This window comes from Gymnodinialimonas phycosphaerae, from assembly GCF_019195455.1.
GTDB lineage: Bacteria > Pseudomonadota > Alphaproteobacteria > Rhodobacterales > Rhodobacteraceae > Gymnodinialimonas > Gymnodinialimonas phycosphaerae.
On the sequence record NZ_JAIMBW010000001.1, the window covers coordinates 1,008,203 to 1,027,179 of the forward strand.

Annotated in this window: 12 protein-coding genes; 9 read left to right on the forward strand and 3 right to left on the reverse strand. The window is 63.7% G+C overall.

All coding sequences use genetic code 11. The features are described from left to right. Positions 1-102: 102 nt before the first annotated feature. The 7 genes from KUL25_RS04995 to KUL25_RS05025 all read left to right on the forward strand — a co-directional run bounded on the left by KUL25_RS04995 (position 103) and on the right by KUL25_RS05025 (position 10,167). Positions 103-2,325 (forward strand): sensor histidine kinase NtrY-like, encoded by a 2,223-nt coding sequence (locus tag KUL25_RS04995; protein ID WP_257894818.1) that lies wholly within the window; start codon positions 103-105, stop codon positions 2,323-2,325. Next, positions 2,322-3,719, forward strand: coding sequence for a nitrogen assimilation response regulator NtrX (gene ntrX, locus KUL25_RS05000; protein WP_257891930.1), 1,398 nt, complete (start codon positions 2,322-2,324; stop codon positions 3,717-3,719). Before KUL25_RS04995 ends, ntrX begins: the two co-directional genes overlap by 4 nt. A 557-nt stretch (positions 3,720-4,276) precedes the next feature. Continuing rightward, positions 4,277-5,653 (forward strand): Trk system potassium transporter TrkA, encoded by a 1,377-nt coding sequence (trkA, locus tag KUL25_RS05005; RefSeq protein ID WP_257891931.1) that lies wholly within the window; start codon positions 4,277-4,279, stop codon positions 5,651-5,653. 12 nt (positions 5,654-5,665) lie between these two features. Beyond that, on the forward strand, positions 5,666-7,183 hold the full coding sequence (locus KUL25_RS05010; RefSeq protein ID WP_257891932.1) for a TrkH family potassium uptake protein: 1,518 nt from the start codon (positions 5,666-5,668) through the stop codon (positions 7,181-7,183). A gap of 116 nt (positions 7,184-7,299) precedes the next feature. After that, entirely contained in the window at positions 7,300-7,533 is a 234-nt protein-coding gene (hfq, locus tag KUL25_RS05015) for an RNA chaperone Hfq (protein ID WP_011455365.1), read from the forward strand. Positions 7,534-7,586: 53 nt separating this feature from the next. Further along, the gene (gene hflX / locus KUL25_RS05020) at positions 7,587-8,837 is read left to right on the forward strand and encodes a GTPase HflX (RefSeq protein WP_257891933.1); all 1,251 of its coding nucleotides are present in this window, start codon (positions 7,587-7,589) and stop codon (positions 8,835-8,837) included. A 100-nt stretch (positions 8,838-8,937) separates the two neighbouring features. Beyond that, positions 8,938-10,167, forward strand: coding sequence for a sensor domain-containing phosphodiesterase (locus tag KUL25_RS05025; protein WP_257891934.1), 1,230 nt, complete (start codon positions 8,938-8,940; stop codon positions 10,165-10,167). A 33-nt stretch (positions 10,168-10,200) separates the two neighbouring features. Here the strand turns inward: KUL25_RS05025 and KUL25_RS05030 are convergent, their stop codons facing one another. The 3 genes from KUL25_RS05030 to hemB form a co-directional block, all read right to left on the reverse strand. Further along, on the reverse strand, positions 10,201-12,684 hold the full coding sequence (locus KUL25_RS05030; RefSeq protein ID WP_257891935.1) for a penicillin acylase family protein: 2,484 nt from the start codon (positions 12,682-12,684) through the stop codon (positions 10,201-10,203). 238 nt (positions 12,685-12,922) lie between these two features. Continuing rightward, entirely contained in the window at positions 12,923-13,483 is a 561-nt protein-coding gene (locus tag KUL25_RS05035) for a lipid-binding SYLF domain-containing protein (RefSeq protein ID WP_257891936.1), read from the reverse strand. Positions 13,484-13,616: 133 nt separating this feature from the next. Further along, positions 13,617-14,615: a porphobilinogen synthase gene (gene hemB, locus KUL25_RS05040; RefSeq protein ID WP_257891937.1), complete on the reverse strand. Its 999-nt coding sequence runs from the start codon at positions 14,613-14,615 to the stop codon at positions 13,617-13,619. Between the two features lie 137 nt (positions 14,616-14,752). On the opposite strand from hemB, the gene KUL25_RS05045 reads away from it, so the two are divergent. Both KUL25_RS05045 and mfd read left to right on the forward strand, forming a co-directional pair. Next, positions 14,753-15,277, forward strand: coding sequence for a component of SufBCD complex (locus KUL25_RS05045; protein ID WP_257891938.1), 525 nt, complete (start codon positions 14,753-14,755; stop codon positions 15,275-15,277). 56 nt (positions 15,278-15,333) lie between these two features. Beyond that, the gene (gene mfd / locus KUL25_RS05050; RefSeq protein ID WP_257891939.1) at positions 15,334-18,768 is read left to right on the forward strand and encodes a transcription-repair coupling factor; all 3,435 of its coding nucleotides are present in this window, start codon (positions 15,334-15,336) and stop codon (positions 18,766-18,768) included. The last annotated feature ends 209 nt before the right edge of the window (positions 18,769-18,977 follow it).

Genomic DNA, 18,977 nt, shown 5'->3' on the forward strand with positions numbered 1-18,977 from the left:
AGGCTCCCGCTGCTGCATTGGCTCTGTCAGGCCGTTGAGACGCGCGATTGGGGGTTTTGAGTGGTGGATGAACCCGCCCGAGGGTTGGGCGATCAGCCGACAATGCTGGACCGTTTCGGGCGTTTGCGTCAGAGCAAGCGCGTGCGTTCAGGCAGCGCGGTGGCGCTGGTTCTACTTGCGCCGGTTCTGGCCCTGGCGACTTTTCTGGCATTCAGCCCGCTTAGCCAGGTGGCCGACAGCACCGTGCGCACGCTCGTGCTGCTGGCGGATTTCGTCTATATCCTTGTGATCATTACCCTCGTGTTGCGCGAAGTGGCCCGCATCGTCGCCTCCCGGCGGGCGCAATCGGCGGGCTCTCGGCTGCACCTGCGTCTGACGGCGATTTTCGGGGTTGTGGCGCTGGTGCCGACGGTCGTTGTGGCGGTTCTTGCGGTGCTAAGCGTGAACATGGGGCTGGAGGGTTGGTTCTCGGACCGAGTTTCGACTGCGCTTGGAAATTCTGTCGATGCGGCAGTGGCTTACCAGCAAGAGCACCGCGATGATCTGGAGCAGGACGCCCGTGCGCTGGGGGCCTATCTGAACCTCAACCGCCGCGCTGCGCCGTTCCTGTCGGACGGTGATCTGCGGCAGGTTCTGACGGCGGGTCAAAGCCAGATCCAGCGCGGGCTGCGCGAGGCCTTCGTTATCGATGGCGCGGGCGAGTTGCGGGCCCGTGGCGCGCGCTCGTACCTCTTTGATTACGACGCCCCCAGCGCGGCGGATCTTGCACGGGCCGCCGAGGGTGAGGTCGTCTTGTCCGAAGACCGCGCCCAGAACGAATTCCGGGCCCTGTTTCGCCTCGCGGCGTTCCCCGATCGCTATCTCTATGTCTCGCGCGAGGTTGACGGCCAGATCATCGCGCTTCTCGATGAGACCGAACAGACGGTGCTGCTGTATCGGCAGGTAGAGGCCGACAGGGGGCGGCTGTTGTTCGATTTCGCCCTGCTTTATCTGGGCTTCGCGACCCTGATGATCCTTGCCGCGATCTGGGCGGGGTTAAGCTTTGGCGAACGCCTGTCGCGCCCGGTGGGGCAGTTGGCGGGCGCGGCGCAGCGCGTTGGGCAGGGTGATCTGGACGTGCGCGTGCCCGAAGAAACCTCGGACGATGAGATCGCGATGCTGGGGCGGCTGTTCAACCAGATGACACGGCAGTTGAAAGGCCAGCGCGACACCTTGATCGAGCAGAACGTCGCCACCGAGGAATCTCGTCGGCTGTTCGACAGCGTGCTGTCGTCGGTGACCGCCGGCGTGATCGGGCTGGAGGAAAGCGGGCGCGTCGATTTCATGAACCGCTCGGCCATACGCCTGTTGTCTTTGGTGGAACAGCGCGACAGCGGCCTGACCATGGAGGCCGCGGTGCCCGAGTTCGCGCCCTTGTTCGAGAAGCTGACCAGCACGGCGGCGGAAGCGGTTCAGGAAGAGATCAAGTTGACCCGTGGCGGCAAGCAGGAAAGCCTGCTGGTGCGCATGGCCACGCGGCGCAATCTTGAGGGTGCACTGGAAGGTTACGTGGTGGCCTTTGACGATGTGACGCAATTGGTCAGTGCGCAGCGCCTGGCGGCCTGGGGCGACGTCGCCCGCCGGATCGCCCATGAAATCAAGAACCCGCTGACCCCGATCCAGCTGTCTGCTGAACGCATAAAGCGCAAGTTCTCAAAGAAGTTGGAGGGCGAAGATCAAGTATCACTTGAGCAGATGACCGAGGTCATTGTGCGTCAGACCAATGACCTGCGTCGGATCGTGGACGAATTCTCGAAGTTCGCCCGCATGCCCGAGCCCGAGACCCGTGTCGAGGATGTAGTTCAACTGTTGAACAATGCCGTGATGTTGCAGCGGGCGGGCCAGCCTGACATGCGTTTTGTCACCGATATCCCGGATCGCGAAGTGCTTGCCGAAGTCGATGCCACGATGATCGGTCAGGCGCTGACAAACTTGTTGAAGAACGGCGGCGAAGCTATTGAAAGCCTTTATGAAAAAGGCAAGCCCGAGGGTCATGTGCCACAGTTGAAAGTCGATGTGGCGCTGACCGAGGACACCATTCGTATCGACATTTCGGACAACGGGATCGGATTGCCTCCGGACCGCGCAAAATTGTTTGAACCCTACGTGACGACCCGCGACAAAGGCACGGGCCTTGGCCTGCCCATCGTCAAGAAGATTATTGAGGAGCACGGCGGCACGCTGGAGCTTTTGGATGCTGCGCCGTTCAGCGATGGCGCCCATCCCGGAGCCATGGCCCGCATCACCCTGCCGCGCCTTCCAGACCCCATTGGAGATGAGACATGAGCGATATTCTGGTCGTAGATGATGAGCGTGATATCCGTGAATTGATCTGTGATATCTTGCAGGACGAAGGCTTCACGACCCGCATGGCCGGCAACTCGGACGAGGCGATGGCCGAGTTGAACAAGAGCGAACCGGGGCTGATGATCCTCGATATCTGGCTGAAAGATTCCAACATGGACGGGATCGATATCCTGGGCCATGTGAAGCGCGACAACCCGGAAGTGCCGGTGGTGATCATCTCGGGTCACGGCAATGTCGAAATCGCTGTCGCGGCGATCAAACAGGGCGCCTATGACTTCATCGAGAAGCCCTTCAACATCGACCAGCTGATGGTCGTGATCAAACGCGCGATGGAAACCTCGCGCCTGCGCCGCGAGAACGTGTCGCTGCGTCGCCAGGATACGCGTAGCGCCGAAATGGTGGGCAGTTCCTCGGCGTTTCGGACGTTGAAAAACCAGCTTGACAAGGTGACCAAGTCGAACGGCCGTGTGATGCTGACCGGGGGCGCAGGCACCGGGAAGGAAGTCGCCGCGCGCTACATTCATGCCGAAAGCAACCGCGCCGATGCGCCGTTTGTCACCGTCTCCAGTGCTTCGATCCAGCCCGATCACATGGAAGAGGTCCTGTTTGGCCGCGAAAGCCAGCAGCGCGGGGTCGAGCAGGGGTTGCTTGAACAGGCCCACGGCGGGGTGATCTATTTCGATGAAGTCGCCGATATGCCGCTGGCCACGCAGGCCAAGATCCTGCGGGTGCTGGTGGACCAAAGCTTCACCCGCGTGGGCGGTACAGCCAAGGTGCGGGTCGATCTGCGGGTGATTTCCTCGACCACCAAGGACTTGAGCGTGGAGATCGCCGAGGGCCGTTTTCGCGAGGAACTCTATCACCGTCTTAATGTCGTCCCCGTCGAAGTACCATCTCTGGAGGACCGCCGCGAGGATGTGCCGGAACTGGCGCGCCACTTCATTGATCAGTTCAACCGCGAGCAAGGGATGGCCGTGCGGGAGTTGGGTGAAGACGCGGCGGCAATGCTTCAAACGATGTCCTGGCCCGGCAATGTGCGGCAGCTCAAGAACGTGATCGAGCGGGTGATGATCCTGGGTGACGGCACCGGCCCGATCGAGGCCCGCGATCTGCCGGGGCAGGTGGAGGCGCCGACCTCGGACGAGGATATGGCGCTGTCGGCGTCGCTGACGACCCTGCCGCTGCGCGAGGCGCGGGAGCTGTTCGAGAGGCAGTACCTGATGGCCCAGATCAACCGCTTCGGGGGCAATATTTCGCGCACGGCGAGCTTCGTCGGGATGGAACGCTCGGCGCTGCATAGGAAACTGAAATCGCTGGGGGTGGTGACGACCTCGAAGGCCGGCACGCGGGTGGCTCAGGTGAGTGAGGGGTAGGGTGCTCAAGCTTGAGCACCCTGGTTAAAGCATTGACAACGAAACATAATCCTATTTTCGTTTACGTCTTTTTAACCCTTTTCAGACCGCTCTGACCGCTCCGACAAGGCGGCGTCATATGCGCCTTTTCGCCTTGGGATATTCGCGATGAGGTGGTGGGGTCTTGATTGCCTTGGGCGATTTGCGCGTCGAGGTGCGGTAGCCGTGTATTGCGCGCAGTCTCAGGACCCCGATGAGGCTGAGGCCTGCACCAACCCGCTACGCCAAAGCAGTTGGCTTGGGCTGGGGCGCCGCCATCCTTCAGAGCCTGCAAGACTGCGATCAGCCCATCAATCATATGCACCCCCTCACAAACGCCCACCACCAGCGCCGGCCAAACGCGCCACGGAACGGGCGATACACGACGCTCCCCCCTTCATCTTGCCAAATACAACTCAATCCCACCGGCGCCTCCAGGCCCCAAAGGCAGCCGATAAGGCGCAGGCCCCGACATTGACGCCGCCCCCCCAAGCTGCCAACAGTTTCCCCCAGACAGGTCCTCACGGGAAAAGCCCCACATGAAGGTCATTATCTGCGGCGCGGGTCAGGTTGGCTGGCAAATCGCGCGGCATCTTTCATCGGAAAACAACGACGTCACAGTCGTCGACAACAACGCCGACCTGGTGCGCCGTGCGACGGATACGCTGGACGTGCAGGGCCTGACGGGCTTTGCCAGTCACCCCGATGTGCTGGATCGTGCGGGCGCGCGGGATGCGGATATGGTGATTGCGGCGACCTTCTCGGACGAGGTGAACATGGTCACCTGTCAGGTGGCGCATTCCGTGTTCTCGGTCCCGCGCAAGATCGCGCGCCTGAGGGCGCAGAGCTATCTGGATGCGATCTATTCGGACCTCTACCGCCGCGATCACCTGCCGATCGACGTGGTGATCTCGCCCGAGAAAGAGGTGGCAGAAGCGGTGTTGAACCGGATCGCCTCGCCGTCCACTTTCGATACCGAAAGCTTCCTTGGCGGGGCGACGCAGCTGTTGGGCATCGCGCTGGACGCCGATTGTCCGGTGCTCGACACGCCCCTGAAGCAATTGTCCGAGCTGTTCTCGACCCTGCGTGCCATCGTCGTCGGCATCCGTCGGGAGGGCACGCTTTTTGCGCCCGAGCCCGGCGACCAGATGTTTGCGGGCGATCAGATCTACGTCTTCACCCATACCGATGACGTGGCGCGCGCGCTGGAGATCTTCGGCAAGACCCGCGCGCTGCCCGAGAGGGTCCTGATCATTGGCGGCGGCAACGTCGGCCTGGCCGTGGCGGCCAAGCTGGAGAAATCCGCCACGCGGATGCGGACACGGGTGATCGAGGCCAATCGCGCAAGGGCCGAACGGGCGGCGGACGCGCTGGAACGGACGATCGTGCTGCACGGTGACGGCCTTGACATGGATCTGCTGCGCGAGGCAGGGGTCGAGCGGGCCGATGTGGTGCTGTGCCTGACGGATGACGACAAGACCAACATGCTGGCCTCTGTGCGCGCCAAATCGGCGGGGGCGAAGATGGCGATCAGCCTGGTGAATGACCCCACGCTGGTGCCGTTGATGACGCCCTTGGGGATCGACGCCTATGTGAACCCGCGCTCCACCACGGTATCCTCGATTCTGCGCCACATCCGCCACGGGCGCGTGCGCGGTGTCTATTCCATCGGCGATGCCGAGGCCGAGATCATCGAGGCGCAGGTGCTGTCGACCTCCCCGATTTCCGGCAAGGCGATCCGCGACATCGACTTCCCCGAAGGCGCGTTGGTGGGCGCGGTGCAGCGCGGCAAGAAGGTGTTCCGGCCGACTGGCGCCACGCGGATCGAGGAAGGCGACGCCGTTGTCATCTTTGCGATGGCCTCTGATGTGCCTGCGGTCGAGACATTGCTGCAAGTCTCCATCGACTTCTTCTGATAGACCTGCGCGATGGCCGCCTATTTCCGAAATCTTCCGTTTTTCGCGATCCTGATCTTCGCGGCGGGTGTGGCGATGCTGCTGCCTGCCGCTGTCGCCACGGCGACGCAGGATTACCGCACGGGGCGCGTGTTTCTTTACGCGGGATTGATGGTGTTGATGGCGGCGACCCTTCTGGGGTTCGCCTGCCAGACGCCGCGCCGTCCCCCATCCGAGCGGAGCCATCTGGCGTCGCTGTTTCTGGCCTACCTCTGGCTGCCCCTGATCCTTGCCCTGCCGATGGAGCAGGTGGTGGGCAACACGCGCTTCATCAACGTCTATTTCGACATGGTCTCGGCCCTGACGACGACCGGGGCGCAGGTCTTCGACCCGGCCCGCCTTGCGCCAGCGGTGCATCTGTGGCGCGGTTTGGTGGGCTGGTGCGGCGGTCTGCTGATCTGGATCACGGCCTTCGCGGTTCTGGCGCCGCTGAACCTTGGCGGCTACGAGGTGACGTCCGAGGCCACGGTGCAGGGCCAGATCGTCAACGCCCGCGGACAGATGCGCGCGGCGGGCGCGTCCGAGCGGTTGCGCAAACATGCGCTGCGGCTGACGCCGATCTACGCGGGTCTTACGGCCGCGCTGGCCATTGCGCTGACGGCAAGCGGCGAAGCCCCGCTGGTGGCCGCGGTCCACGCGATGTCAACGCTGGCGACCTCGGGGATCAGCCCGCTTGGCGGTTTGCAGGGAAGTCCCACGGGCCTGATCGGAGAGGCGCTGATTTTCGTCTTTTTCCTCTTCGCCCTGTCCCGGCGCACCTATTCCAGCGGGATTGGCCGAGAGTTGCGCGAACGCCTGACCAAGGACCGCGAAATCCGGCTGGCGTTGTTCGCGGGCATCGTCTTGCCGACGTTGCTGTTCGCCCGCCACTGGGTTGGCGCGCTGGAGGTTGATGAGTTGTCGGACGCGGGCGCGGCACTGTCGGCGCTATGGGGCTCGGTCTTCACGGTCATCTCGTTCCTGACGACCACGGGCTTTGTCAGCGATGCCTGGGGCGACGCACGGGCGTGGTCCGGCTTGCAGACGCCGGGGCTTTTGCTGGTGGGCCTTGTGCTGATGGGCGGGGGCGTTGCGACGACGGCGGGGGGCGTGAAATTGCTGCGGGTCTATGCGCTTTACAAACATGGCGTGCGGGAAATGGGCAAGCTGATCTATCCCAATTCCGTGGCCGGGGCAGGACGCCTGGGCCGCCGCATCCGGCGCGAGGGTGCCTATATCGCCTGGGTCGTCTTCATGCTGCTGGTGCTGTCGATTGCTGCCGTGATGGTGGCGCTTGCGTCCACTGGCCTCGATTTCGAGGACGCCACGATTCTGGCGATCGCGACGCTGACCACCACCGGGCCCCTGGCCTCGGTCGCGGGGGCCACACCCATCGATTACTTCATGCTGTCGGACGCGGCAAAGCTGATCTGTGCGGGGGCAATGATCGTGGGCCGGATCGAGACGCTGGTGATGATTGCCCTGCTCAACCCCGGCTTCTGGCGCGATTGACGCAGAGGTAAGGGGCAGGGGGTGGAAATTCCCGAGAATCGCAGACATAGTGCAAAGGTACGAAATACAACCGGACACAATTCCGGATCAAAAAACACCAACAGGGCGTAGTATAAATGGCCGAAAATAAACAAAACTTGCAGGACGCGTTCCTGAACCATGTCCGCAAGACCAAGGTTCCGGTGACGATTTTCCTGATCAACGGCGTGAAGCTGCAAGGCGTCATCACGTGGTTTGACAACTTCTGTGTTTTGCTGCGCCGCGATGGCCAGTCGCAGCTTGTGTACAAGCACGCGATTTCCACCGTGATGCCGGCACAACCCATCAGCCTCTATGACGGGGAAGAGTGAGCGCCGATCCGCGCGACTCTGACGGGGGGGAAGAGGGCCTTGAAAAAGGCCCAATGCGGGCGCTTGTCCTGCATCCAGACATCAAGTCCGACCGCACCCGCCGCGCGCCCGAGTTCGCGCTGGATGAAGCCGTTGCCCTGGCTGCGGCACTTCCTGACCTAGAGGTCGTGGATGCCCAAAGCGTGCGCCTGCCGCGCGCACAACCGGGCCTGCTGTTCGGCAAGGGCAAGATCAATGAGCTCCATGATCTGGTGGAGGCGCTGGACATCGGCCTTGTGCTGATCGACGGCCCCGTGACGCCCGTGCAGCAGCGCAACCTGGAAAAGGAATGGGGCTGCAAGGTGCTGGATCGCACCGGGTTGATCCTTGAGATCTTTGCCGACCGCGCGGCGACACGCGAAGGTGTGTTGCAGGTGGAACTGGCGGCGCTGTCGTATCAGCGCACGCGGCTGGTCCGGGCCTGGACGCACCTGGAACGTCAGCGCGGCGGGCTTGGCTTTGTGGGCGGCCCGGGCGAGACCCAGATCGAGGCAGACAGGCGGGCCATTGACGAGGCCGTCACACGGATCAAGCGGCAACTGGCCAAGGTGGTGAAAACCCGCGCGCTGCATCGGTCCGCGCGGGCCAAGGTGCCCTATCCGATCGTGGCGCTGGTGGGCTACACCAACGCCGGAAAATCCACGCTTTTCAATCGCTTGACCGGTGCGGATGTGATGGCCAAGGACATGCTTTTCGCCACACTTGATCCCACTATGCGCTCGGTCACGCTGCCTGACGGCACCGATGTGATCCTGTCCGACACGGTGGGTTTCATCAGCGATCTGCCGACACAGTTGGTGGCGGCGTTCCGCGCCACGCTGGAAGAGGTGCTGGATGCCGATCTGATCGTGCATGTGCGCGATATCAGCCATCCTCAGACGGCCGAGCAGGCCGAGGATGTGCATAAGATCCTGGCCGATCTGGGCGTCGGAGAGCAATCGGCGCAGCTGGAGGTCTGGAACAAGCTGGACCTTCTGGATCCCGATGCCCAGGCCGCGCGGCAAGTGGAGGCGGATCGCAACGAGGCGATCTTCGCAATCTCGGCCCTGACCGGCGAGGGCATCGACGAGATGCTGACCGCCATTTCTCAATCCCTGTCACCGCCGCGCACCGAGACGGTGCTGGAGTTGCCCCACCACGAGGGCCGCAAACGGGCGTGGCTGTTCGAGCAGGGGCTGGTGGAGGCGGAAGAGACGGGCCAGGACGTCACCCGCCTGACTGTGCGCTGGACCGCGCGCCAACAAAAGGCGTTTCGCGCGCTTTAGCCTGCGCGCCGCGCGCAGTGGGTCGGCCTACACGCTCCGTTAATGAAATTGCGTCATGACTGTCTCCCAACGTGCTCAGGCCGCCAAGGAGAGATCATTCATGTCCAAGCAAGAGCCTATCATGGCCGTTATGGATTGCCCGGTCGCGACGCACGATGTCGTCGTCGATGCCATACGGACGATGCGGGCGCATCTTGGCATGGAAATCGGCTACTTGTCCGAGTTTGTGGGCGATGATCTGGTGTTTCGCGCCGTTGACGCGCCGGGGTTGGAACACCTGGCAGAACCCGGTGACACCCGGTCCCGGTCCGAGACCTATTGCAATCACATCGTGTCCGGGGACTTGCCGCAAATGATGGCGGATACGCTGGACTATCCGATTGCCGCCGCCCTTCCGATCACGCGCAGCTTGCCGATCCGCGCCCATATCAGCGTCCCGATCGAACGTATCGATGGGTCGATCTACGGGATGTTCTGTTGCGTGTCGCCGCATCCCAACACCACCCTCAACGACCGTGACCTGGCGACCATGCGCAGTTTCGCGCGGCTGGTGCAGGCCGAAGTGCAGCGCGCGCTGGAGCAGGATGCACTTCGAAAGACGGCGCTGGAGACCATCCATGCGGTGGTGGAACAGCAATCCTTCAAGATCGTCTACCAGCCGATTCTTTCGCTCGCGACCGGCGCATTGACCGGGGTGGAGGCCTTGTGCCGCTTCGGGGCCGAGCCCTATCGCCCGCCCAACATCCGGTTTGAAGAAGCCGGGCGCGTGGGTCTTTCGGAGATGCTGGAGATCTGCGTGATGGAGCCCGCGCTTCTGGCGCTGGAACAGCTGCCGGCCGGGGTCTACCTGTCGCTTAACGCCAGCCCGCAGACCGTTTGCACGGGGCTTCTGGCGAAGGTGTTTGCGGAGCGGTCCACAAAACACCTTGTGCTGGAGGTGACAGAACACGTCAGGACCGCCGATTGGTCGAAGTTGGAACACGAAATCCAGATCCTGCGCGACATGGGGGTTAAGGTCGCCATAGATGACGCGGGCTCTGGCTATTCGGGCTTGCAGCAGATGGTGCGATTGCACCCGGACATCATCAAGCTGGACCGCTCTCTGGTGTCTGGAATCGATAGTGATGCCGGCCTGCGTGCACTGTGCTCGGCCATGGTCTATTTCGCGTCCGAGACAGGGGCCGCCCTTGTGGCCGAAGGGATCGAACGCGATGAGGAAGCGCAGGTGTTGCGCGATCTGGGGGTTGAGCGGGGGCAGGGGTACCTGCTGGGGCGTCCTGTCCCGATCGAGGATATCGTTGCAACCTTCTGCACGGATCACGCGCCGTAGGCGTTCCGTTGGGCTGCCCGTGCAGGTCTGACGTTAGTTCGATTGCGGGCGCAGCACCGTAATGCCGAGGTTGGCGGCGCGCGCCAATTCGGGGTCAAGCGTCATCGGCACATACTCTCCCCGGCGCCACAACTCTCCCATATCGTCGTAGTGACGGCTCAAGGGGTGGCCAGATTGCCCCGTCGCGATGATGAAGACAGAGCTGTCGGGATCCGCGAAGTCGTAGACGCCCCGGTAGCCTGCACCATGGATGTTGACATAGGGCTCGGGGCCGGTGCCCGGCGTGGCGGCCCGGTTCAGCGTGAAATCCCCGCCCGACGTGGCTTGGCGGATGTTCACGATCCACGAAAACAGCCGCGTTTCGCCCAGAACGGGGTGCTCATGCAGAGCTTCATGGGCGGCGCCCCAGCGCCAGCTTTCGATGTCGTCGCCATAGGTCTCTGACAGCTCTTGCAATGCGGCGTCCAGCGATAGCTGCGCCATCTCGGTACAGGTCTCGATCACAGACGAGGGCCGCACATCGCACCACACCGATGCGCCGTCGATATCGCGGAAGACACGCTCCAGGAACACCGGCTCGACGGTCCAGAACTCTTCCGCCAGGGGGCCGATGTCATCACGGACCAACCGGTGTTGCAGCGCGCGCATCCAGGCCGCGAAGATCAACGGCTCGGGCAGATGTTCGTTCATCTCTCCGTTCCAGTCGGCCAGCAGTTCCAGCGCCCGCTGGCGCATCCGTTCGGTGGTGCCGATGGCGGCGGGCTGGCCGGTGAACCACAGATCGCGCGCCACCAGTGGCAGAAGGTTGCGCGCGGCGGGCGAGACGGTATCGAGTTGCGCGCCGATGAAACTGTCGCGGGTATGGACCTCGCGCGCCTCCATCAGGCGGCCAAGGCGCGTGATCCGTTGGGTGTCGCCCCAGTGGAAGCTGACGTGGAGGGGGAAATCGCGATCCACCATCTTGTTGTTCGTATTGCCCAGAATGCCGCGTTCGGGATCGATGAAGGTGGGATTGGCGAAATACTGGGTGATGCCCTGCCAGCGGTTGCCTTCAACCCACCCGCGCGAGGGCATGCGCGCTTGGGTCTCATGCTCGATCAGGCGCCAGGGCATGTGGCCCACGACCTGCATCGCGATGCGCCCGTCCTCGGAGGCCAGCATCAGGTTGGCGGAGGGCGCGACGAAATCCTCGCCCGCCTCCAGCGCCTCTTCGATGGTGCGCGCCCGCATCAGGCGCAGGCCGGTCTGGATCGTGGTATTCTCGTCGCTCAGGGCGGTCCAGCGCATCGTCATCACGTGGCCCGCCGGCGTCACGGTGCCCGCGTTCCAATGGGCGCCGGGGATAACCGGACCGTTGACGGTTTCGCGCAGGGTGATGGTGACGGGGGCCTCATCGGCGATCTCGATGATCTCGCGCCGGGTCTCGAACTCGGCCCAACCGTCCGGGGTGCGGTACTGGGTGGGGTTTTCGGGGTTCACCTCTTCGATATAGAGGTCGATATCGTCAAGATAGGAGGCGGTGATGCCCCAGCTCAGCCGCTCGGAACGGCCATTGAGGATGCCCGGCGTGCCGGGGATCGTGGCACCGATCACGCCGCCCGTGGCCAGTTCCAGACGCGCCAGATACCACAGGGTCGGCGCGCTGAGGCTTTGATGCGGGTCCGAGGCCATCAGCGCGCCCCCCGCGGCAGAGCGGGCAGGCGTGGCGGCCCAGACGTTGGAGGCCCCGCCGCGATTGAGGCCTTGCCAATTCGGGTGCAGGGCGTCGCGCGGCCCGGTGCTTCCGGTGGCTTCCGCAAATAGCGTGCGGGGCAATTCCAGCAGGCTGGCGAAATCACCAAGCTCTGCCGCGCCTGTGCCCGGCGCGTCGGGCATCAGATCGGCGATCCGTCCGGGTTCCGGCAGCGCAAGGGAGGCGCGGGCGCGCAGGATCTCGTTCTCGTGGTGGGTCGCCAGTTCCAGCGCCATCAGGAACGAGATCAGAACGCTGTCATTGGGCCGCCACGGCGCGATTTCGGGTTCGAACAGGAACAATTCCGGTGCGCCGCGCCCCAACGCCTCGGACCCTACAAGCCGCAACCACGCGTTCACGCCATCGGCGTAAGCCTGAAGGATGCCGCGGCTTTCCTCGGAAAAGGCGTCCAGCGACCGTGTAGCATGGCCGTCCAGATCAAGCCTGCGCATCAGGTCGTCGATCTCCAGCGTGCGCCGCCCGAACACCTCAGACAGGCGCCCCTGCGCTTGCCGCCGCATCAACAGCATTTGCCACAGGCGGTCCTGGGCATGGCTGAACCCGAGGCCATAATAGGCATCGTGGTCGGTCAGCGCGAAGATGTGCGGGACAGCGGCGGTATTGCGGACGATCTCGATCTCACCATCGATGCCGGGGACAGTCCAGTCGGCCTCGTAGTCGGGGATCGAGCGGCTTGCCATCCAGTAGAACAGGCTGCCTGCGACCACGAGAACCGCGATACCGGCGCCCACAAGGCGCGTCAGCCATCGCAAGAGAGTGATCATCGGTGGATTGGCCTTCGTTGCCCGGTGGGAGTCGCGTGTCGCCCGCGTCTAGCGCGCGATGGCGTCTGCCGCAATGGCGGCGAAGATCACAACATGGCCAGACGCGGCGTCGTCGGAGGCCGGGGACACAAAGGCCGGGGCTTCAAAAGGATGTGAGTTCCATAGGAAGCTACGGCGCGCGGGCGCGCCGCAGGATGGACCGCGCGCGGACGCGCGGCCAGTCACGCTTGCGCGACGGTTACGGAATGATCCGGGTATAGCGCGTGCCGTCCAGCGTCGCGCCGATGATCAGGCCCGCCTGGCCATAGATCACCGCGATCACCGGCTCGGCCAGGGTGGCGGTGTCGAAGCCCAGATTGCCCGCGTCGGTGTTGACCGCATAGCGGATGTCAGCGCCCACGGACCAGCCGACGGAGTTGCGGAAATCGGCCAGGGCGGCGGGGGTCATGAAGAACAGCGTGTGGGCGTATTGCTGTGCGCCGATTTGCAGGCCGAAGCTGCCTGAGACGGCGGAATAGTAATCGACCGTCGCCTCGCCCACGCGCAATGCACCGCGCCCATAGCTGCCCCCGAAGCCGAAACCGGCTTCTGAAATCAAGGGCATGACCAACATGCCGGAGGCTTGGCGCACAAGCTCTGCCGTGCCGGGGACCTCTTGTTGCATGAATTCGATCGCGGCATCGACGCGCGCATCGATGCGCGGCGCGTTGGAGTTGCCGAGCGGGTTGCCACAGGCCGCCAGAAGCGGCACCGAGCCCGCACCAAGAAGGAGAGAACGCCGAGAAAGACCATCTGCCATGGGGATACCTTGCCTATATAACTGCTATCGCCGGGGCTTCGCACCCCGATCCTTGACGGCAAGAATACGCCGAAACGCAGGCCCTGTCATCCCATGATACTACAAGACCTGCGGGTTTTCGCCGATGGAAGCGCTATTGGTTGAGGATTTTGGCCACCCGGGGCGCGAAATACGTCAAAACGCCGTCACAGCCCGCACGGCGGAACGCCATCAGGCTTTCCAGCATGACCTTTTCGCCGTCGATCCAGCCGTTCTGAGCCGCCGCCTGGATCATCGCGTATTCGCCGCTGACCTGGTAGGCGTAGGTCGGCGCGCCGAAGCGGTCTTTGACCTGGCGGCACATGTCCAGATAGGGCAGGCCAGGCTTGACCATGACCATATCCGCGCCTTCGCGCAGATCCCGCTCGACACAGCGCAGCGCCTCGCGCGCATTCAGCGGATCGATCTGGTAGGTCTTCTTGTCGCCTTTCAGCGCGCCTGACGCGCCGACTGCATCGCGGAACGGGCCATAGAAGGCCGACGCGAACTTGGCGGCGTAGGACATGATCGTGACGTTGGTGTGGTTTTCGGCCTCCAGCGCCGCGCGAATGGCCCCGATGCGTCCGTCCATCATGTCCGAGGGGCCCAGGATATCGGCACCGGCCTCGGCCTGGGCCAGGCCCATCTTCACCAGCGCCTCTACGGTTTCATCGTTGACGATAACGCCGTCACGCACGATCCCGTCGTGGCCGTTGGCGTTATAGGGGTCCAGCGCAATATCGGTCATGATCGCGATCTCGATGCCCGCCTCGCGGATCGCGCGGATCGCGCGGTTGGACAAGTTGTCGGGGTTCCACGCCTCTTCGCACAGCTCGGTCTTCAGGGACGGGTCGGTATAGGGGAAGATGCAGATCGCGGGGATGCCAAGGGACGCCGCCTCGCGCGCGGCCTCGACCAGCAGATCGACCGACAGCCGTTCCACACCGGGCATCGATGCCACGGCTTGCCGCTCATTCGAGCCGGCGCATACGAAGACGGGCCAGATCAGGTCATGCACGCTCAAGCTACTTTCGCGCACCAGGTTGCGGATCGGTGCGGCCGCGCGGGTGCGGCGGAAACGGGTCAGGGGAAAGGGGGCTTGGTTGACGGTCATGGGCGTGGTCTTTCAGGTGTCAGGTCTGCTTGACAGAGGTGCCACGGCAACGCCCGGCGTGCAAGCGCCCCGAGGGGGCTGGCATCCTGCAAACCCCGCGCATATGGTGCGCGAAACCGACCCCTCCACCATGGACAGTGCCCTTGGACTTCTTCGATCTTGTCACCGAAGTGATTGACCTCAGGTCTTTTTCCAACCTCTGGTACTGGATCGTGCTGGCGATCTTGTGGTCCTCGATGAGCCATTGGACCATCGGTGTGCCGTTCCATCTGGTCACCCGGACCCGCCGTGGAGATGCCCAGGCCGAGATCGACATGCTGGTGCTGGCGCGCATGAACGCCGAGCGCAACGTGGCCTATGCCGAAACCTCGGGGACCGTGGCGACGGCATTTTCCACCTTCATCCTCACCGGGCTTGCAATCACCGGATGGGTCTACGGTGTCGAATTCAGCCAAGCGATCTTCCTGCTTCTGTGCCCTTCGATGATGGTGCTGGGGCTGGGGGTCTGGACCTCTTACCGGCTACGGGCCGACGACTACCAACACGTGCCGCAGATCCTGCGCCAGCACCGCACGATGGTGCAGATGTTGGGCGTGGTGTTCATTTTCATTACGGCGTTCTGGGGCATGTACCAAAACGTCAATGTCGGGCCGCTCGGGTAGACGTTAACGGCGTTAACGGTTGACTTGCGCGCGCGGTGGGGTAGGTGACGCAGCCCATGGCTGATCCAAGACACATCCTGTGCGGCGGCGCACCCGAAGGCTTCGACGCCACGCTGGTCTTGAAAGAGGCCCGCGCGGGCGCGGTCGTCCACGTCGCCCGCGATGACAAGCGCCTGCGCGCCATGCATACGGCGCTGACGTTCTTTGACCCCTCTGTCCCGATCCTGGAGTTTCCGGGCTGGGATTGCTTGCCCTATGACCGGGTCTCTCCCCAGGCCGAGATTTCCGCCGCGCGCATGGCGACGCTGGCCGCGCTGGCGGCGGGGCTTTCGGGGTCGTTTATCGTCCTGACAACGCTCAACGCGGCCACGCAATACGTGCCCCCGCGTGATCTGCTGGCATCCTCTGCCTTTGTCGCCACGGTCGGCGGGCGGGTGGATGAGGGCGCGCTGCGCGCCTTCCTCGTGCGCATGGGCTACGTGCAATCGCCCACGGTGTCGGAGCCCGGCGACTATGCCGTGCGCGGCGGCATCATCGACGTCTGGCCGCCGGGTGAAGACAGCCCCGTGCGCCTCGACCTCTTTGGCGATACCCTGGACGGCGCGCGGCGGTTCGACGTCGGCACCCAGCGCACCACCCAAAAGCTGGACCGGGTCGAGCTTGCGCCCGTCTCTGAAGTCATTCTTGACGAGGCCGCCATCGCGCGCTTCCGGCAGAATTACCGGGTGGAGTTTGGGGCGGGCGGGTCCGAGGATCCTTTGTACGAAGCCGTCACGGCAGGTCGCAAGGCACAGGGCATGGAGCATTGGCTGCCGTTCTACCATGAGCGGTTGGAGACGCTGTTTGACTACCTTCCCGGTGCCACGATCACGCTGGACGACCAGTCCACGCCCCAGCGGCTGGCGCGGTGGGACAGCATCACCGATCAATATGACACCCGCAAGACCGCGCTGACCCAGAAAGGGCGGCTGGACACGGTCTACAAACCCGCCCCGCCGGGGCTGCTTTATCTGGATGATGCGGCGTGGGGGCGCGCCGTGGCGGGGCACCGCGTGGTGCAATTCTCGGTCAATTCCGCAGCACCGGGGCCGGGGATCATCGATGCCGGTGGCCGGGTCGGGCGCAGTTTCGCCCCGGAGCGCCAGCAAGAAAATATCAGTCTTTTCAGGGCCTTGGCGGATCATATTAAAGCGATGCGTGAGGATGGCCCGGTGGTTATCGCCAGTTGGTCCGAGGGCGCGCGGGAACGGCTGGAAGGTCTTTTGGAAGATGAGGGCCTGAGCGAAACCGCCCGCGTGGGTGATGCGCGCGGGATCGGCAAGACGGGCACGGTCAACCTAACGGTCTGGCCGCTGGAAGAGGGGTTTACCGGGGGCGGGGTCACCGTGATCTCCGAGCAGGATGTGTTGGGCGACCGGCTGATCCGGCCCAAGCGCAAGGTCAAGCGCGCGGACAACTACCTGACCGAGGCGCAAAGCCTGAGCCCCGGCGATCTGGTGGTCCATGTCGATCACGGCGTGGGGCGCTACAACGGGCTGGAAACGGTCACCGCGGCGGGCGCGCCGCACGAGTGTATCGCGCTGGAATATGCCGGCGGCGACCGTCTGTTCCTGCCGGTCGAGAATATCGAGCTGCTGTCGCGCTATGGCCACGACGATGGGTTGCTCGACAAGCTTGGTGGCGGGGCGTGGCAGGCCAAGAAAGCACGCCTGAAAGAACGTATCCGCCTGATCGCAGACAAGCTTATTCGCATCGCGGCGGAACGTGAGTTGCGCAAGGCCCCCATCTTCGAGCCCCCCGGCGACATGTGGGAAGCCTTCAACGCCCGCTTCCCCTACGAGGAAACGGACGACCAACTGTCCGCCATTGCCGACGTCCTTGATGACCTGACCCTTGGCCGCCCGATGGACCGGCTGGTCGTGGGCGACGTGGGCTTCGGCAAGACCGAGGTCGCCATGCGCGCCGCCTTCGTCGCGGCGGCAAGCGGTATGCAGGTGGCGGTCGTGGCCCCCACGACGCTGCTGGCGCGTCAGCACGCCAAGACCTTCAAGGACCGCTTCCGGGGCTTTCCGATCACCGTGCGCCAACTCTCGCGGTTCGTTGGCGCCAAGGAGGCCGAGCAGACCCGCAAGGGCCTTGCCGACGGGTCCGTCGATATCGTCATCGGCACCCATGCGATCCTGGCGAAAAACGTGCGGATGCAGAACCTTGGCCTGATGATCATCGACGAAGAGCAGCGCTTTGGCGTCACCCACAAGGAACGGCTGAAAGAGATGCGTTCTGACGTGCATGTGTTGACCCTGTCGGCCACGCCCATCCCGCGCACCTTGCAGATGTCGCTGTCGGGTGTGCGCGACCTGAGCATGATCGGCACGCCGCCCGTGGACCGCCTTGCCATCCGCACCTATGTGTCGGAATTCGACAGCGTCACCATCCGCGAGGCGTTGCTGCGCGAGCATTACCGGGGCGGGCAGACATTCTATGTGGTCCCCCGCATCCAGGACCTGCCCGAGATCGAGGATTTCATCCGCGAACAGGTGCCCGAGGTGTCCTTCATCACCGCCCATGGCCAGATGGCTGCGGGCGAGTTGGATGACCGTATGGTGGCGTTCTACGACGGCAAATACGACGTCCTGCTGGCCACGACCATCGTGGAATCCGGCATCGATATCCCCACCGCCAACACCATGGTGATCCACCGCGCCGACCGCTTCGGTCTTGCGCAGCTTTATCAGATCCGGGGCCGGGTGGGTCGCGCAAAAACAAGGGCTTATGCCTATCTGACGACAAAGCCGCGCGGCAAGCTGACCCCATCAGCCGAGAAGCGGCTGCGGGTTCTGGGCAGCCTCGACAGCCTTGGCGCGGGCTTCACCATCGCGTCCCAGGACCTCGATATCCGGGGTGCGGGCAACATCGTGGGCGAGGAACAATCGGGCCACGTCAAGGAGGTGGGGTTCGAGCTTTACCAATCCATGCTGGAAGAGGCGATTGCCAAGATCCGCTCTGGCGAGGGAGAGGGGCTTCCGGGCGACAGCGATGGTCAATGGTCGCCCACCATCAACCTCGGCGTGCCGGTCCTGATCCCCGAGCCTTACGTGCCCGATCTGGACGTGCGTCTGGGGCTTTATCGTCGCCTCAGCCAGTTGGAAACCAAGGTGGACCTCGAAGGCTTCGCGGCCGAGTTGATCGACCGCTTCGGCAAGCTGCCCAAAGAGGTCAACACGCTGCTGCTGGTGGTGCGCATCAAGGCGATGTGCAAGCGCGCGCATATCGCCAAGCTGGACGCGGGCCCCAAGGGCGTGACGATCCAGTTCCACAACGACAAGTTTCCCAACCCCGGCGGTCTGGTCGAGTTCGTTCACGCACAGCAGGGCCGCGCCAAGGTGAAAGACAACAAGATCGTCGTCATGGCCGATTGGCCCAAGGACGCGGACAAGATCAAAGGGGCCTTCGCCGTGGCGCGGGATCTGGCGGTGTTCGCGAAGGGGTAAGGGCGTCAGCCTTGACATGCGACGCCCGTGCCAGCGCCCCCCGCACAGCGCGACATTTGCGAGCAGCATCGATTGCAACAGGTGCAGTGCCCTGCGCAGACCCTGAGGGCATTCCCGGTAAGGACCAGTGCCGCCTCCGTCGCTGACTGGGCAAGTTGGCCGCATTGCAGTTGGAATTGCAGAGGCGTATCGAGACCCCATAGGCGACG

Coding starts and splice junctions, on each gene's coding strand:
- KUL25_RS04995 (WP_257894818.1), top strand. CDS start 103: ATGCTGGACCGTTTCGGGCGTTTGCGTCAGAGCAAGCGCGTGCGTTCA.
- ntrX (WP_257891930.1), top strand. CDS start 2,322: ATGAGCGATATTCTGGTCGTAGATGATGAGCGTGATATCCGTGAATTG.
- trkA (WP_257891931.1), top strand. CDS start 4,277: ATGAAGGTCATTATCTGCGGCGCGGGTCAGGTTGGCTGGCAAATCGCG.
- KUL25_RS05010 (WP_257891932.1), top strand. CDS start 5,666: ATGGCCGCCTATTTCCGAAATCTTCCGTTTTTCGCGATCCTGATCTTC.
- hfq (WP_011455365.1), top strand. CDS start 7,300: ATGGCCGAAAATAAACAAAACTTGCAGGACGCGTTCCTGAACCATGTC.
- hflX (WP_257891933.1), top strand. CDS start 7,587: ATGCGGGCGCTTGTCCTGCATCCAGACATCAAGTCCGACCGCACCCGC.
- KUL25_RS05025 (WP_257891934.1), top strand. CDS start 8,938: ATGTCCAAGCAAGAGCCTATCATGGCCGTTATGGATTGCCCGGTCGCG.
- KUL25_RS05030 (WP_257891935.1), bottom strand. CDS start 12,684: ATGATCACTCTCTTGCGATGGCTGACGCGCCTTGTGGGCGCCGGTATC.
- KUL25_RS05035 (WP_257891936.1), bottom strand. CDS start 13,483: ATGGCAGATGGTCTTTCTCGGCGTTCTCTCCTTCTTGGTGCGGGCTCG.
- hemB (WP_257891937.1), bottom strand. CDS start 14,615: ATGACCGTCAACCAAGCCCCCTTTCCCCTGACCCGTTTCCGCCGCACC.
- mfd (WP_257891939.1), top strand. CDS start 15,334: ATGGCTGATCCAAGACACATCCTGTGCGGCGGCGCACCCGAAGGCTTC.